The sequence below is a fragment of the Holosporales bacterium genome (genome assembly GCA_031263535.1).
Classification (GTDB): domain Bacteria; phylum Pseudomonadota; class Alphaproteobacteria; order UBA3830; family JAIRWN01; genus JAIRWN01.
Window position 1 is genome coordinate 1 of the sequence record JAISFO010000012.1, and the last position, 16,091, is coordinate 16,091.

A 16,091-nucleotide genomic window follows, 5' to 3' on the forward strand; every position below is an offset into this window, starting at 1 on the left:
GAAAGCTTAGGACCTAGCTTGATAGGCTTCGGAAATTTACCTTCTTTGGCCCACTGCCAGATAGTAGTCCTCCCAACTGGGATTAGCTCAAGTACCTGTGGCAGCCTTAAGAAACATGACGCTTCTGCGCCTTTAATCAAATTAATGGGATATCCCATAATAATTACTCCTTATAGTCAAATAATCATTTGTATTAATAAATAATGATTATCCATAATCTGCCAACTACTGGCAGATTTCCGCGATGAAATATATGGGAGTTATCTGAAAAAAGCAAGCACTTAAAGAAATGACGAATCGGGAATATATAGGTTATAACAAATCCCGATAATTTTTATCTATCTATTGAAACGCTGATGCAGAGCCAAACAGCATCGGGATTTTGTGAAATCCCGAAACAGTTAACATGTTTTGCTAAATACTGCTTTAAGACAGTCTTTTCTATCTGCTTTTAAATGCGTTCTGAGCTGATGGATGCACTGTCTCAGATATAGCCAGAATTCTGCGTACAGTATCTTCTGTCAAAGGCTTTTTGAGCTTTCCTGTGAAAAACTTGTTAGCGCTATCCGTTATTATGCTCGTTGCAGATTGCTCTAAGGCTGCTTGATGCGTATTCAAGAAACTGTCAGCTAAAAAACATATCAGCCGGTGTATGGTATTAGGCGCCTTATTTATCTGGTCATAGTTATCCAACTTGCGTTGCACGAACTTATTCTGCTCATTATGCTCCTTATAATACTTCACCAGCTTTTTGGGTAAGCTCAGGGGAAACCTCGGGTCTATGGCCCTTTCCTTATCCAGCCAGTTAATCACATCTATTATTCTAAAAAGCTTATAAATTACATCATGAGGTAATAAGGCCAATGCAGCTGCATATTCCATCGTGTTTTTAATACTATCAGGATTGCTATCAGGCCTGACTCTATTTGGGTTCAGCGATGGTAAATAAGGACTATATTCGTATCTAATCGGGTCGTGCTTAAAGCCCACTATTTCTCGCTTTTGGAGCTTAAGCTTGTCGGTCAACACAGCGCTTTCAATAATCTCATCAGCTTCTTTTATTAAAGAATGCTTCGCGCTTCCGCCATAACCTGCTTCTTGGTTATATCCTTCCATGTCTATCCCAAGCATAAGATACGGCAGCTCCAAAACCAGTACTGTATCTATGTCCAAATATCTCTCGACCTTTAAAGGATATTTCTCTTTCAACTCCTTTAGTTCTTGCTTCTCGTCTGCAGTTGGTTTTCTAAGGCTCATTTATTGCCTCCCAAGCTAGACTGTCCCATATGCTTGTCTACATACTCACCCCACCAAAGCATCATCTCTTTACGCTCCGTAAGGTATTGCGCATGGTTGTAGCTGGCCCTTATCTTGTTCCTTTCACAGTGCGCCAATTGCCTCGCTATAACGTCTGGCTTAAAGCCATTTTCATTCAATATCGTAGATGCAGTAGCCCTTATCCCATGCGGAGTAGCCTTGCCTCGATACCCCTGGTCCCTGAATGCCTTGGACAGCGTATTGTCGCTTATCGGTTTGGTTATGTCCGTCCTACAGGGAAATAGCAAACCTTCATCCGGTGAAAACTTCCTTATCTTCTCCAGCACAGCCACAGTCTGCTCGGATAACGGCACAATGTGCTGTTCTTTCATCTTCATCCTTTCGGCTGGTATGCGCCATTGCCGCTTATCAAAATCAAATTCTTTCCACATGGCTCCTCTAACCTCTCCACTTCTCACAAACGTCAGTATCAACAATTCCAACGCCAGCTTCGTCAACACATTCCCTCTAAATTCATGAAATCCACCAAGAAACTCACAAAACTCCTTCTCTGCAAAATAAGCATAGTGATTCACCTTTGGCGGAATCAACGCTCCTCTGAGGTCGGCTGCTATATTGTGCTCACATCTATCCGTGGAAATGGCATAACTAAACACTTGCCCCACATACTGCAAAGTGCAGCGTGCCATCTCTAATGCTCCTCGCTCTTCCACTTTGCGTATCGTCGCCAATAAATCTTTGGGTGATATTCTCTTAATCGGAATACTGCCTAGAAACGGCAGTACATTCATCTCTAACCTTCTGGTAATTTTAAATATCTGACGTGCTGTCACTGACCCTTTCTTTTTCTCAAGCCATTCCAACGCAATGTTCTTAAAGGTATTCTGAACGGCTTCACGAGCCTCCAGCTTATCTCTCTTCCTTATCTCCGCTGGATCTTCTCCTGCCTTGATTATCTTTCTTAGCTCGTCCCTCTTATCCCTTGCATCTTTCAATGAAACTTCAGGATAAACTCCTAACGCTATCCTCTTTTTCTTGCCGGCATGCCTGTAATAAAGCCTCCAGTATTTACTTCCATTTGGGTAAACCTCAATACGTAACCCTTTTTCATCGGTTAAGTCGTAAATCTTATCTTTTCTCTTAGCATTTCTGCACACAGTGTCAGTTAGCATTGGATTGCTCACATAAAATTTTGTGGCTCCATTTATGGCCCCCAAAATATCCGAATGCAAGCAATTTTTTACGAACCATCCTGAACAAATACCATCACTAAAACCTAGCAAATCCACCACCTCAACCATCAAAATTAACCTTACAAGGATTTATGAAAACAAATAATTGGTGCCCCCGGGGAGACTCGAACTCCCACACCCGCGAAGGCAATAGATTTTGAGTCTATCGCGTCTACCAGTTCCGCCACAGGGGCTTACAAGCCGGGATATTACCTGATATCGTGCGGAGGTTAAAGAGAAAAGACAATGAAGGTAAGGGTCACGAAAGACCGCTTGAAAAAACCCTCATCCAGAAGGTGGGTAGAACGTCAATTGAACGACCCCTTTGTTGCAGCGGCCAAAAAGCAAGGATACAGATCCCGCGCCGCATTTAAGCTTATAGAGATCGACGATAAATTTGGATTAATCAAAAAAGCGCGCACGATTTTGGACCTGGGCGCAGCGCCTGGAGGATGGAGTCAAGTGGCAGCTGACCGCGCGTACAACGGTGATGGTGGACGAAAATTGGTTGCCTCAGACTTGCTTGATATTGTCCATATCAGCGGAATAGAGTTCGTAAAGGGCGATTTTAACGACGCGGAGGTAGTTAAAAGCATTCTGGACGCTCTAGGCGACAAGCCAGATCTAATCCTATCCGATATGGCCCCGAATACAGTCGGTCATGCCAAAACTGATCACATTCGCATAATATCGCTGGTAAGAAGCGCTGCCGATTTTGCCTTAAACAACCTTGCGCTTGGCGGAAGCTTTATCGCAAAGGTATTCCAAGGGGGCGGAGAACAAAAGCTGCTTGCTGACCTGAAAGCCAACTTTAAAAAAGTCACGCATTTTAAACCAAAATCCAGCCGCAAAGAATCTTCAGAACTCTACCTAATCGCAACCGGATTCAAGAAGTAGAAACCTCTTTCAAAATTTGCTGATCGGCAAATAATTTTAGCTAATTTTCTTTTTTTGAAAAATAATACTTGACAAATACAATATTTGTCATTATATATTATTAGTATAGAAAATTAATGGGGATTAGAGATGAAGAAATTAACTTTAATTGCAACATTATGCTTGAATTTTGCCAATATATATGGCGCCTTGCCAAATCCGGATCCAATACTTGATGAAGCGGCAAACCAAACAACCGCTCCAGTTGCGAAACGGCTTCCAAAAATCTCTGTAGATCAATTGAAAGCGACGTTACCTGATGCTTCTGCTGTTGGTGATCTATGGATGCTTATGTATAATGACCAGTTCCCCAAAATACAATCTGAATCTGATAGATTACATGTTCGTGTGCCAGACCTTTATAATTGCTCTTATCAACAGTTTATGCAAGCAGTTGTACTTCCATCTGCTGCAGGATGGGGGCTTTATATATCGGGTCAAACGGAGTCTCCTATGTTGAAGAGTAATATTTTGTTGACACGCTCATGCTATTCTCCAAATATCGATGACGTTGTAGATGGTTTACAGGCGATTTTAGGGGAAAGGGAATCGTTGTATCGCGTGTACTTCAGATCCTGCATAGCTGACAGTATCGACGTAGATTTGTGCGTAATAGCTGATCAGCCGCCCATAATCGATCTAGTACAAAACTTTAAGCAAGATATGTGGCCGCGTCTCGTAGACCGCATAGGCAATATGTTCGGTTTTAGTGAAGCGGAATCTGGATTTATTTTAAACGCAGGTCTTAATGCGCAAATATGCAAAGAAGGGACTCAGGAACAGGAAAGTATTTTTGCTCAATTTGGCGAATCTACTAAGGCTTGTGCTGGTTTCTACAGTAAAAAAAGCAAAACCATCGTAGCGTCTTATGAAAACAAGTCCGATATATTGCATAACATATGTCATGAAGTCGGTCATGCGTTTGCGCATCAGTGCCTTGGAGAAGAATTGGGGGAAACTTACTCAACGTTCTTTGAGGCTGTTGGTGTTATTGCAGCAGTAGATTTGGGGATGATTTCTGAGAGTGGGGCAATTAAGGAGTTTTGGTGTTTGTGTAAAAATATACTTACCGATTTAGCTCCTATTTACGAAAATCTAACAATCGCCAAAGCTGCAGCCAATGATCCAAGTTTGCTAACTGATACTCGGAAATTCGGCTTTGTGGAGTATACCGATGGCTTGATGGCAAAGTATGCTTCTTGGTTGTCCTATAATTCGCAAGGTTACAGAGACATCGTCGCAGAACGCTTGGAGGCAATAGAAAGAAATCAGGTATCTGCAGTATATGGAATGATTGATAGAAGTACTGGAGAGTATTATAGGTTTGCGTCATCATACGACCCAGCGTACCGCGCTAACTATGGATTTGGTGCTGCAGCTTCATTTATGACTGCGCAAGATTTCGTAGCGCTAAGTGCCTCGGAAAGTTCCAGTCAAGCCACTTTCGCAGACGTCATAAGTACTCTTAAAGATTACGGCGAGACTTGCCTACACCGTCTTGCAGATGTAGGGTCAGGCAAAGCCTTTACGGCTTTAAGGTGGTACTATGACCGTATAATAAGACCATTTAGGCATTAAGAGACTGGTTCATATCTTTGCCAGTACGTGCTAGAAAAGCTAGGCGTGAAAATCTAACAAAGGCCGAGGTGTTGTTACTACAGACTCGGCCTTAACTGGCGGTACTAGTGCATCAAGCCTCTTTAATCCAAGCGGTTATAGATCTTATCCACGAGGTTGAATTATCAACGCTTCCGGCTGATAACATAATTGCTAATTTTTTCCGCAAACGCAGATATATCGGCAGCTCGGACCGTAAATTCATAAGCGAGACGGTCTATGCGATTATTCGCAATAAGCTTTCACTACAATGGTTGCTGGGTAATGACAATGCGGTCCAAGCCTCTGTGGATGTGAGGTTTGCAAGGTTACTAGTCATTGCATGGCTGATCAGTAATAATTACAACGAGCAGAGCATCAAAGCAATATTCTGCTCTGGTCAGTACTCGCCCGAGTGCCTAAGCGACTTTGAAATTTCAGTTATACCCAGGATAAAAGATAACCTTACGCGTGCGAAACCGGAAAATGTAAAACATAACGTGCCAGAGTGGTTGGTGCCCGAGCTTGAGGAAAGCTTTGGGGATAGCTGGCAAGATCACGTCGATGCTCTAAACAAACCGGCCAAAGTAGACCTTCGCACCAATACCCTTAAGGCCACTAGGGAACAGGTGCTTTTTTCTTTAGCCCAAGAGGGAATCAAGGCAGACGCGACTAAATATTCACCTTGGGGGATTAGGATATCTGGGAACATAAGGCTTTCACCGCACAGCAGCGTGCTGTCGGAAGGTTTGGCTGAGGTGCAAGACGAGGGATCTCAGCTGCTGTCCTTGATGACGCAGGCTAAACCGGCTCAGACGGTTGTTGATTTTTGTGCAGGCGCTGGAGGCAAAGCGCTTGCCTTGGCGGCTATGATGGAAAATAAGGGCAGTTTGTACGCCCTTGATGTATCTCAAAATAAACTTAACGAAGCCAAAAAACGGCTTAGCCGTGCGGGCGTCAGCAATGCCAGAGTACTGGTACCGGATGCAAAATGGCTTAAACGGCATGAGGGGTTTGCGGATGTGGTGCTTGTGGACGCCCCTTGCTCTGGCAGCGGGACATGGAGGCGTAATCCTGACAGAAAGTGGCGCTTAACCCCAAAAGAGCTAGCCCGCTTGATAAACTTGCAAGTGGAAATACTAAATACGGCAAAGTGCCTAGTGAAAACGGGAGGGAGGCTTATATATGCCACCTGCTCTGTTTTTAAATCCGAAAATGAGGCGCAGATTTTGAGGTTTCTTAACGAAAACACAGATTTCGATTTGTTTAATGCTGTATATAATTTTCATCCGCAGATTAAAGGGCTCATTAAAGACGGATTTCTTCGAACCTCTCCACTGTTAAACAATGTGGACGGCTTTTGTGCCACTACGTTAATTAACAAGGGGCACGAGTCCTTTACGTTATCTTTATAAATATATAAGAAAATCCGCTTAACTTTTCAGCGGTACAAATCGTTGACATATTTTTTTACATTTTCACAAAAACTTGCTTTATAGAAAAAAAATATACTCATATATTAGTATATGTATTTTTGAATAAAATGGAAATATATAATGAGTACTTTTACACAAAAAATATGCATTGCTCTTACACTTTTCAGCAATTTGTATTTTGCAAATTTTGCATCACATGCAGCCAGATCCTTGGGAAATGTAGTACCGATATATTTCACAGTGGACGGCGCTTCTATTTCTCCTGAGCAGCGGGAGTCTATATACAAGGACACCGTCACTTTTTGGCCTCCATCAAGTACCAATCCGTGCAATCCTGCTTTATCACAGCAAGAACAAGATGGTTTAAGCCAAGATGGATTGAATTTCATTTCGACTCGTATAAAAGAGAAAGCTGATGATGTGGCGATTTTTCTTATACCAAAATCGCTTTATCAACTTTTCGTTATGGAAGAATTAAATCATGATTTTCTGATAAGCGCCTCTAATTCAGATATTCGTGGCGTCGCCCGAAAATTCACGCGTAAAATAGAAAGCAGCTCTTTTGCCTTACAGGAAAAATTGACAATAGAAGACGATGGGCGAGAGACAATTTCTGCAGAATATCGAAAATACGTATTGAAGCAGCCGGTTAAAGAGGCGTTTTGGGGAGTAAACGACTTTGCAGTAAATTTTATCGAAAAATTGAAAATAGATGTGCTAAATCCAACCTCTGATCAGATGTCTGATATAATAAATGTTCTGCTCAAATGCACTAAAACCAGCGCCGATTTGCTATATAAAACTAAGATACCTACTAGTATGAAAGAAATAGACAGCCTTACCGTCTTATATGGCGCTAAATTGGTAGAACTTTTTTTTAAGCCGCTAATAGATGGACGAACAGATAGTATTCAAAGGCTAATTACGTATTGTGTTTCCCGTGAGTATAACTTTATCGAAGATACGCCAAAAACCACTGTATATCGTGGCGGAGGGTTTCCTGACGATGTACGACATAATGCTCGTTCACTTAGTGATGGATTATTTGGTGGAATGATACGCGATGGTGAAACCGGTTGCGCATTTACATACGCTTTACAAACAGGCGTATTATATTGCGCGGATATTGAGTTAAGTTGGTTAACCGATCCAGAATGTCCTATTTTTATACCAGCACTACATAGCTTAGGCGCAGCGTACGGCTACTTTGAGCTGCATCATCCCAGGATTAAGCTTCTGTGCTGTGACACATGCGATATGATGAGTTGTCAAATTGACGATGTTGATGGATTTTCAAACCTTTCAGATGTTTTATGGCTCAGAACAAAAAATGCAGCAGGAACTATTAAAGTCCTTCGTGCAATGAAGCAGATATTTTGGGAATCAGAGCCTTTTGAAACAAGTCCTCAAAAAGAAATTGAAGAAGCAATTTCTCAAATTTAACCAGGATAAAGAACTAGAAAATTTTTTGATGGAATGTTTCAGTATAGCGGACTAAGTTAGTCTCAGCACTCTTGCAAGCCTAAATATTATAGCAGAGCAGGGATGGAAAAAATACCACATCCCTGCTTTCATTTTTAATCCCAAAAACGAGGCGCAGATTTTGAGGTTTCTTAACGAAAACGTAGGCTTTACTTTATACGATAAGGAGCATAACATAGCCGACCAGGCTGAAGTGGTTGTGAAGAGTGGGTTTTTGCGGACTTCTCCGCTGACGGTTGGGATGGACGGTTTTTTTGCCGCAGTATTAAAACGCGGATAGGTTGTTAGTCATGACAAAAATAACAAAACGAGCGGTGATTGTCTCGGGGATACTGTTGATTTGGTTTGTCGGCCACAGCTTTTTCAAAAAACCCGAAGAAAGCAAAAAAATCACGCGCAGCAATAAACAAGCCGTTCGCTTCAGAAATATACCGGTGCAAAGTTTCGATGAGGCTGTAAACGTACGAGGATACACAAAAGCTTGGCGAAGCGCTTGCATAAGGGCCAGAACTTCTGGCGAGGTAGAAAAAATCCACGTCGTAAGCGGACAGAAAGTAAAGGAAAATCAGTTGCTTGTTGAGCTAAGCGATGACTCCAGATTTGAAAGACTGGCCAAAGCCAAGCATGACGTAAAAGCCAAAAAGCTTGAATACGAAGCCTTGGAAAAATTAGGAAGCATGCAATATCACTCGCTTTCTGAGGTCGCGAATAAGAAAACTTTATATTACGCAGCGTTACTTGAAGAGAAGCAGGCAAAGCTGGATCTGGAGTATTCGAAAATCAGGGCTCCGTTTTCTGGGGTTGTTGGAAACATCTATTTGAACGAGGGAGCGTCAGTATCCGTTGCAACATCGACAGCCATTATCTCGATTGCCGAGCTTGATCCGATGAAAGTGAGCGTATTTTGCTCAAACAAAGATATCTCAAAAATACAAGTCGGGCAGGACGCAATTTTAGACATAGATGGCATATCTGAGAAAATAAATGGGGCGGTGACGGCCGTATCTCATGTCGCTGACAGTAAAACGCGTAATTACGAAGTCGAAGTTAAAATATCCAATCATGACTTGAGGATTGCTGACGGCATGACTGTTAATTGTAAAATTGCAGTTGGCGTGACAAGCGGATTTTTTATTCCATCTTCATCCATTGTTTTATCTGATGACGGCGCCCCAGGAATCAAGGTTATTACTGGCAAAAACAGGGTAAAATTCGTCCCGATTAAAATCGTATCAACGCAAAATGATGGGACTTGGGTGTCTGGTCCAGATATGGGCGATTTGAAACTAATAACAGTCGGGCACGAGTATGTAATTGACGGCGCTGAAGTTGCTGCTGTTCCGGAATAGGCCTGTCGAATGAACAAGTTTATCGACTTTGCGCTTGATCACTATAAAGCCGCCATCTCTTTCCTGGTTTTTGTTATTGTGATGGGAATCATTGCCTATGTGAGGATTCCCAAAGAACTGTTCCCCGATATAGAAGTCCCGTTTATTCAGGTTAACGTTACATGTCAGGGGATATCTACCTATGATTCAGAAAGGCTTATCGTCAGGCCAATGGAACAAAAGCTTCGCTCGATAAGCGGGGTGAAAGAGATGAATACGGTTGCCTATGAAGGTGGGGCAAGCGCCGTTTTGGAGTTCTTTCCAGAAAAAAACCTAAGACAAGCAAAAACCGAGGTTCAGGATCAGGTCGACTTAGTGAAGGCCGAGCTTCCTGAGGATGCCAAAGACCCTGTAGTAACAGAAATCAACATTAGCGAAACCCCTATACTTTTGATTAAGCTGGCAGGAAATATTCCCGACAGAAAACTTTACAAAATTGCCGAAGACCTGCAGGACGATATAGAGGCTCAAGTCTATTCGGTACTGCGCGTAGACGTCATTGGCAGCCGCAGCGAGATAATAGAGGTTTTGCTGGATCCGGCGAAGATAGGCAATTATCAGCTTAGTATGCAGGACATATCATCGCTGTTCAAATCCAACAACAAGTTGGTGTCGGCTGGAAGTATATTAAACAACGTGGGGGCGTTTTCTGTAAAAGTTCCAGGCGTTCTTTCAAATTTGCAAGAGATTATGGAATGTCCGCTGGCCTCTAATGGACAATCGTCGGTTTCCGTCGCCGACATAGCTACAATCAGGCGCACATATGAGGATCCTACCGGTTTTGCAAGAGATCGCGGAAAAAAAGCCATAGTGCTTGAGGTAGTTAAACGCTCTGGCGAAAACTTAATAGAAACCATAAGCAATGTCCGAAAAGTTGTCGCCGAGTCCGAGAAAAAGTGGGGCGCTGGCGACGTTTCGGTAAGTTTCGCCTATGACCAGTCCAAAATGGTCATGGACAACCTTCACGAGCTTGAGAATACGATCTTCTTGGCCATCATTTTAGTAGTGCTGATAATTGCATACTCGCTGGGTAAGAAGACCGCTGTGTTGGTGAGCGTGTCCATTCCAGGGGCATTTCTTGCGGGGATTTTGTATATCTACCTTTGCGGATATACCCTGAACATGATCGTATTGTTCAGTCTTATCTTCGCGGTCGGTATGCTTGTCGACGGCGCGATTATTGTGGTTGAATACGCCGACAGGAAGATAGAGGAAGGGTTTCGTGTACGCGACGCTTACCGCTTAGCCGCTCAGCGTATGGCTTGGCCGGTAATAACGTCTATATCTACGATATTGGCGGTATTTTTCCCGCTGTTATTTTGGCCAGATATGATCGGTAAAGTTATGAAGTTTTTGCCGATTACATTAATCGCCACCTTGACATCATCGATATTTATGGCGCTGATTTTCGTTCCTTGCTTGGCGATAGTGTGCTTGAGGGATAAAAACGCTGCCACGCCTTCATATAATCCGCAAGAAAGATACGATTTGCCATCATCTGGCTTTGGGCATGCCTATGTTCGCTTGCTCGACTGGGCGCTTCATCGTCCATTTAAGGTTTTAGGAAGCGTAGCGCTTTTACTGATTGTCTCGATCTGGTCGTTTGCTAAGTTTGGCGCTGGGATTGAGTTTTTTCCGTCGATGGAGCCTAATACCGCCGTGATAAAAATCTTGGCTAGAGGAAATCTTTCAATATACGAAAAAGACAAGCTTATTCGTGAAGTCGAAAACCTTGTCATCCCATTCAAAGAGCTATCTTCAGTCTACAGCCGAGTAGGGGATTCTAAAACCGCTAATCCAATGGCAGCTTTGCGCGATGGGGCCAAAACCGAAGATGAGATAGGTCGCATCATGATCGAATTTGTCGATTGGCAAGAGCGCAGAAAGGCTCAGCAAATACTGGATGACATAGAGCGCAAGCTTAAGCCCATCGCTGGCATACAGGTTATTGTAGAGCCAGAGCGCAAAGGGCCACCAAACACCCCTGTTGATGTATGTCTAATTGGCAACGATTATGACCGCCTGCATAGAGAGCTTAAAAAGATCAGAGATTATCTTATAACATTAGAAGAGCTGCAGTCTGTGCAGGATACTCTGCCAGTGTCGAATATCGAGTGGCGATTGGTTATAGACCGGTCTCGCGCCATAAACTTTAATGCCAGCGTAGCCACAATTGGTAATGTAGTACAACTTGTAACCAGAGGATTGAAGATAGGGGTTTTTCGGCCGGATGACAGCAAGAACGAAATCGACATTATGGTTAAATTCCCTCCGGAATACCGCAATATAGACGAACTGAAAAACCTTGATTTGCAAACAAGTGCTGGCTCTGTGCCAATCAGCAACTTTATTAGCTACTCTCCAGGTCATGGCGTAAGCAAGCTAAGCAAGCTGGACGGACTGTTTTGCGCCAGAGCTAAAGCTCAGCTGAAGCCTGGATGTGTATCCGGGGTGGTGATTGATAAGATAAAGCAATGGATCGGCAATAATATACCGAAAGATGTAAATGTCGCCTATAAGGGGGCACAGCAAGACCAGCAGAAGGCTGGATCGTTTTTAGGCTTTGCTTTCCTTGTGGCCATATGCTCGATTGCCATAATGATGATTATTCAGTTTAACAGCTTTTTCAGCACCTTTGTGGTTCTGTCAGCCGTGCTTTTATCGACCATCGGCGTGTTTGTAGGGCTGCTAATCAGAGGTATGCCGTTTGGGGTCGTCATGGGCGGTATCGGGGTTATTGCATTGGCAGGAATCATTGTCAGCAACAACATCATTCTAATCGATACTTACAGTCACCTCTCTGATAAAATCAGTGACGTAAAAATGCGGATACTCGTCACTGGTGCTCAGCGCTTGCGTCCTGTGTTTCTGACAAAGGTAACCGCTATACTCAGCCTGCTGCCAGTGATGTTTGCCATTAATATAGACTTGATTCACGGTCAGGTTTTATTTGGTGCGCCTACATCCGATATGTGGGTCCAGCTGTCCGGTAATATTGTGTGCGGATTAACGTTTGGGTCTATATTGACCCTTATTGTAACCCCATGTGCTTTGATGGTTAGGGGCGTCCTTAGCGCACGCAGAACTGCCAATCGGCAAGCATAATTTAGAAAAGTTATGCGTAACCCCACTTCTAAATAGTCGTAGTTTGGGTATACTAGGCGCATGCTAAATGTCGCCACCGTCGCATGAGTTTGGAAAAAAATCACAGATACCCGATCTTGCCTTTGCGGGATATTGTCATATTCCCCAACATGATTGTTCCACTGTTTGTTGGGCGGGACGCTTCCGTTAAGGCGCTTGAAAGCATTCTGTACACTGATAAGCGGATCTTGCTTGTTACCCAGAAAAACCAAGATATAGACAACCCAGATGCAATCGACCTTTATGATGTGGGCACAATCGGCGGAGTACTTCAGCTGCTTAAAATGCCGGACGGTACCGTAAAGGTTCTGGTCGAAGGATACAGCCGCGCCAAGGTCAGCAATATCGATAAAGCCAACGGGTTCCTGACTGCAGAAGCCATAAAGATTGTCGAAACCGAAGCCAAAACCAAAGAAACCGATGCATTGATGAGAACCTTGGTTTCTCAGTTTGAGCAATATGTGAAGCTTAACCGAAAAATCCCAATTGAGGCGGTTGTTTCGGTTACGCAGATTAAGTCGCTGGTTAAGCTGAGCGATACTATTGCCTCACATTTAACCCTGCGAGTGTCAGACAGGCAAAGCTTGCTTGAAATTGACGACGTTCAAAAGCGTCTTGAAAAATTGTTAAGCTTTCTCGAAGCCGAAGTAGAACTTATGCAGGTCGAGGCGAAAATCAAAGACCGCGTAAAGAAGCAGGTTGAGAAGTCTCAGCGCGATTACTATTTAAACGAGCAGATAAAAGCCATACAGAAAGAGTTGGGCGAAGGCGGTGAGTACCTCGACGACATACAGGAAATCGAGGGTAAGCTGGCGAAGGTAAAATTGTCCCCAGAGGCGCAAGAGAAAGCGGCATCTGAGCTTAAAAAACTGCGCCAGATGAGCCCTATGTCAGCAGAAGCGGCGGTAATCAGAAACTATCTCGATTGGCTGATGGCTCTGCCTTGGGGTAAGGCTTCAAAGATTAAATCCAACATCATTGAAGCCAAAGCTTTGCTGGATAAGCAGCATTATGGCCTTGATAAGGTCAAAGACCGAATACTGGAGTATATATCCGTTCTGAAAAGGGTAAAAAAGGTAAATTCTCAAATATTATGCTTTGTAGGTCCTCCGGGCGTTGGTAAAACGTCGCTCGCCAAATCTATTGCCGAGGCAACCGGCAGGACGTTTGTGAAAGTTTCCCTTGGCGGGGTTAGGGATGAAGCGGAAATCCGCGGGCATCGTCGTACCTATATCGGATCAATGCCTGGCCGAATAATTCAGGGGATAAAAAAAGCAAAAACCATAAATCCGCTGTTTCTGCTGGATGAAATTGACAAGGTTGCTTCTGATTGGCGCGGCGACCCTGCCTCAGCTTTACTTGAGGTCTTGGATCCTGAGCAAAACTCTAAATTCAATGACAATTATTTGGAGGTTGATTACGACCTGTCTAACGTAATGTTCGTCACGACTGCAAACACGCTAAACCTGCCTTCGCCTCTTTTGGACAGGATGGAGGTTATCCGCATTTCCGGATACACAGAAGACGAAAAGCTTGAAATCGCAAAGCGCCACCTTATCGATAAGCAGCGCAAAGCTCACGGCCTGAGGAAAAAGGAATTTGCTGTTCCAGACGCCGTTGTCCGCGAAATCATCAGGTCTTATACAAGCGAGGCTGGGGTGCGCGGGCTTGAACGTGAGATCGCAAAGATTGCCAGGAAAGTCACGAAGCGTTTGGTTGAGCTCGATGAAAGTTCCGTCGTATCTGGAAAAAGCGCCGTTAAAAAAGACGTAAAAATTTCCCAAACCAACTTGGATATGTATTTGGGTGTAGGAAAATACAAACACCTTCGCGCTGATAAAAAGAATATGGTTGGGGTTACCAATGGCCTGGCGTGGACAGAAGTCGGTGGAGAAATGCTGTTGATAGAAGCCGTATGCATGCACGGTAAAGGCAAAACTTTATTTACTGGTAAGCTGGGTGAAGTGATGCAAGAGTCAATTCAGGCCGCGTTAAGCTTCGTTCGGTCAAGGGCGAGTACCTACGGCATAGATGAGGATATTTTCGAAAAAACCGATATACACATACATGTGCCTGAGGGTGCAACTCCAAAAGACGGCCCGTCGGCTGGGGTGGCTATGATGACCTCGATGGTATCCGCCCTGACAGGCATTCCTGTACGCAAGGATGTTGCAATGACTGGTGAGATAACTCTGCGTGGACGCGTTTTGGCAATTGGCGGGCTAAAAGAAAAGTTGCTTGCAGCCCTGCGCAGCGGTATCAAAACGGCTCTAATCCCGCGGGAAAATGAAAAGGATCTGCCTGAACTACCAGATAAGATTAAAAAAGAATTAGAAATCATTTGTATAGACGATGCCGATCAGGTACTTTCCAAAGCGCTGATGCGATTTCCAAAAAAAATCGAAGTTATTTAGAATGGCAGATTTTTAATTATGCTTTTTACTGATACGATATTTTTAGGCTTGTTTTTACCGATATTTCTTATTGCATTCTGGTCGGTTAAAAATGCTGAGCTAAAGTACCTGTGTGTTACTGTTTTCTCTTTCTTTTTCCACGCATCGCTTGGCGCTGGCTCTTTCGCGTTTCTGATTGTCTCTATAATCGCCAATTTTCTGTTTTTCAAAGCTGTAGATAAAGACAAGCGCTGGTTTTTGGTAAGCGTCGCATTTAACGTGATTTTGCTGGCTAGCTTTAAATGCTTGGCAGGTTATGCTGCGCACAATGCTACGGTTGTCGGCATTCAAGGCAGCTTGCCGATTGGCATATCGTTCTTTACCTTTACTCAGATTGCCTGCCAGTACGAAAACTATAAACAGACAGTGCCAGGCAAATCGTTTGAAAAATACGCAGCCTTTGTCAGCTTTTTCCCTCATTTGATTGCTGGGCCGATTATTTCTTATTCCAAAACTGTACCTCAATTTCTTAACACTTTTGACAGGGATAAGTTCGTTGAAGGCATGGATCAGCTTATAATCGGTCTTGGCAAAAAGGTAATTATTGCCGATTTTATAGGCACGCTCGTCGACCCTATGTTCAAGAATATAAATTGTATGGATATATCGACGATAGACGCCTGGAGCTGTGTTTTGGGGTATACGGTGCAGCTATATTGCGATTTCTCTGGATACTGCGATATGGCGCTGGGGATGAGCAAAATGATCAACGTGGACCTGCCAGTCAACTTCAATCTGCCATATAAGTCAACAAGCATAGTGGATTTTTGGCGCAGGTGGCATATAACGCTGTCAGTATTTCTGCGTGATCACATCTATATTCCGCTTGGTGGAGGGGCGAGGAGGTATCTGAATGTTATAATCACTATGTTCATAAGCGGGCTTTGGCACGGCACAGGTTTTACCTATGCGGTGTGGGGGCTTTATCATGGAATTGGCGCTGCGGTAAATCATGCTTTCAGGAAGACCAATGTTAATCTGCCGACTCTTTTAAGTACTGCCTTTACTATCCTGTTTGTCGTAATTGGCTGGGCAATATTCAGGGCAGATACACTGAGTGACAGCCTGACCATCATCAAGGCGATGTTTCTGGGCGGAAACTATACTCACTGTATAGAATCATTCACTCTTCAGATTAGGCTGCTG

At 43.7% G+C, this 16,091-nt stretch carries 12 protein-coding genes and 1 tRNA gene; 9 read left to right on the plus strand and 4 right to left on the minus strand.

Features of this window, described 5'->3' with window-relative positions; translation table 11 throughout:
• From LBL30_01120 to LBL30_01135, 4 genes are all read right to left on the minus strand, one after another.
• Positions 1 to 158 (minus strand): AlpA family phage regulatory protein (locus tag LBL30_01120; GenBank protein ID MDR1031709.1); only part of this gene is annotated, 158 nt, incomplete at its 3' end.
• Positions 159 to 441: 283 nt separating this feature from the next.
• Positions 442 to 1,257: a hypothetical protein gene (locus LBL30_01125; protein ID MDR1031710.1), complete on the minus strand. Its 816-nt coding sequence runs from the start codon at positions 1,255 to 1,257 to the stop codon at positions 442 to 444.
• On the minus strand, positions 1,254 to 2,579 hold the full coding sequence (locus tag LBL30_01130) for a tyrosine-type recombinase/integrase (protein MDR1031711.1): 1,326 nt from the start codon (positions 2,577 to 2,579) through the stop codon (positions 1,254 to 1,256). The genes LBL30_01125 and LBL30_01130 overlap by 4 nt, the downstream gene beginning before the upstream one ends.
• Before the next feature lie 38 nt (positions 2,580 to 2,617).
• Positions 2,618 to 2,704 (minus strand) — tRNA-Leu (locus tag LBL30_01135).
• 52 nt (positions 2,705 to 2,756) lie between these two features.
• Here LBL30_01135 and LBL30_01140 point away from each other — a divergent pair.
• From LBL30_01140 to LBL30_01180, 9 genes are all read left to right on the plus strand, one after another.
• Complete coding sequence (locus LBL30_01140) at positions 2,757 to 3,407, plus strand: RlmE family RNA methyltransferase (protein MDR1031712.1); 651 nt, start codon at positions 2,757 to 2,759, stop codon at positions 3,405 to 3,407.
• Positions 3,408 to 3,536: 129 nt separating this feature from the next.
• Positions 3,537 to 5,024: a hypothetical protein gene (locus LBL30_01145; protein MDR1031713.1), complete on the plus strand. Its 1,488-nt coding sequence runs from the start codon at positions 3,537 to 3,539 to the stop codon at positions 5,022 to 5,024.
• A 107-nt stretch (positions 5,025 to 5,131) separates the two neighbouring features.
• On the plus strand, positions 5,132 to 6,457 hold the full coding sequence (locus LBL30_01150) for an RsmB/NOP family class I SAM-dependent RNA methyltransferase (GenBank protein MDR1031714.1): 1,326 nt from the start codon (positions 5,132 to 5,134) through the stop codon (positions 6,455 to 6,457).
• A 261-nt stretch (positions 6,458 to 6,718) separates the two neighbouring features.
• Positions 6,719 to 7,921, plus strand: a complete 1,203-nt coding sequence (locus tag LBL30_01155) for a hypothetical protein (protein MDR1031715.1) — start codon at positions 6,719 to 6,721, stop codon at positions 7,919 to 7,921.
• 160 nt (positions 7,922 to 8,081) lie between these two features.
• Positions 8,082 to 8,240, plus strand: coding sequence for a hypothetical protein (locus LBL30_01160; protein MDR1031716.1), 159 nt, complete (start codon positions 8,082 to 8,084; stop codon positions 8,238 to 8,240).
• 10 nt (positions 8,241 to 8,250) lie between these two features.
• A complete protein-coding gene (locus tag LBL30_01165; protein MDR1031717.1) occupies positions 8,251 to 9,309 on the plus strand; it encodes an efflux RND transporter periplasmic adaptor subunit in 1,059 nt (352 codons plus the stop codon).
• A gap of 9 nt (positions 9,310 to 9,318) precedes the next feature.
• Entirely contained in the window at positions 9,319 to 12,453 is a 3,135-nt protein-coding gene (locus LBL30_01170) for an efflux RND transporter permease subunit (GenBank protein MDR1031718.1), read from the plus strand.
• Between the two features lie 83 nt (positions 12,454 to 12,536).
• A complete protein-coding gene (gene lon, locus LBL30_01175; GenBank protein ID MDR1031719.1) occupies positions 12,537 to 14,906 on the plus strand; it encodes an endopeptidase La in 2,370 nt (789 codons plus the stop codon).
• Between the two features lie 18 nt (positions 14,907 to 14,924).
• On the plus strand, positions 14,925 to 16,091 hold a 1,167-nt coding region (locus LBL30_01180), incomplete at its 3' end, for a hypothetical protein (GenBank protein MDR1031720.1).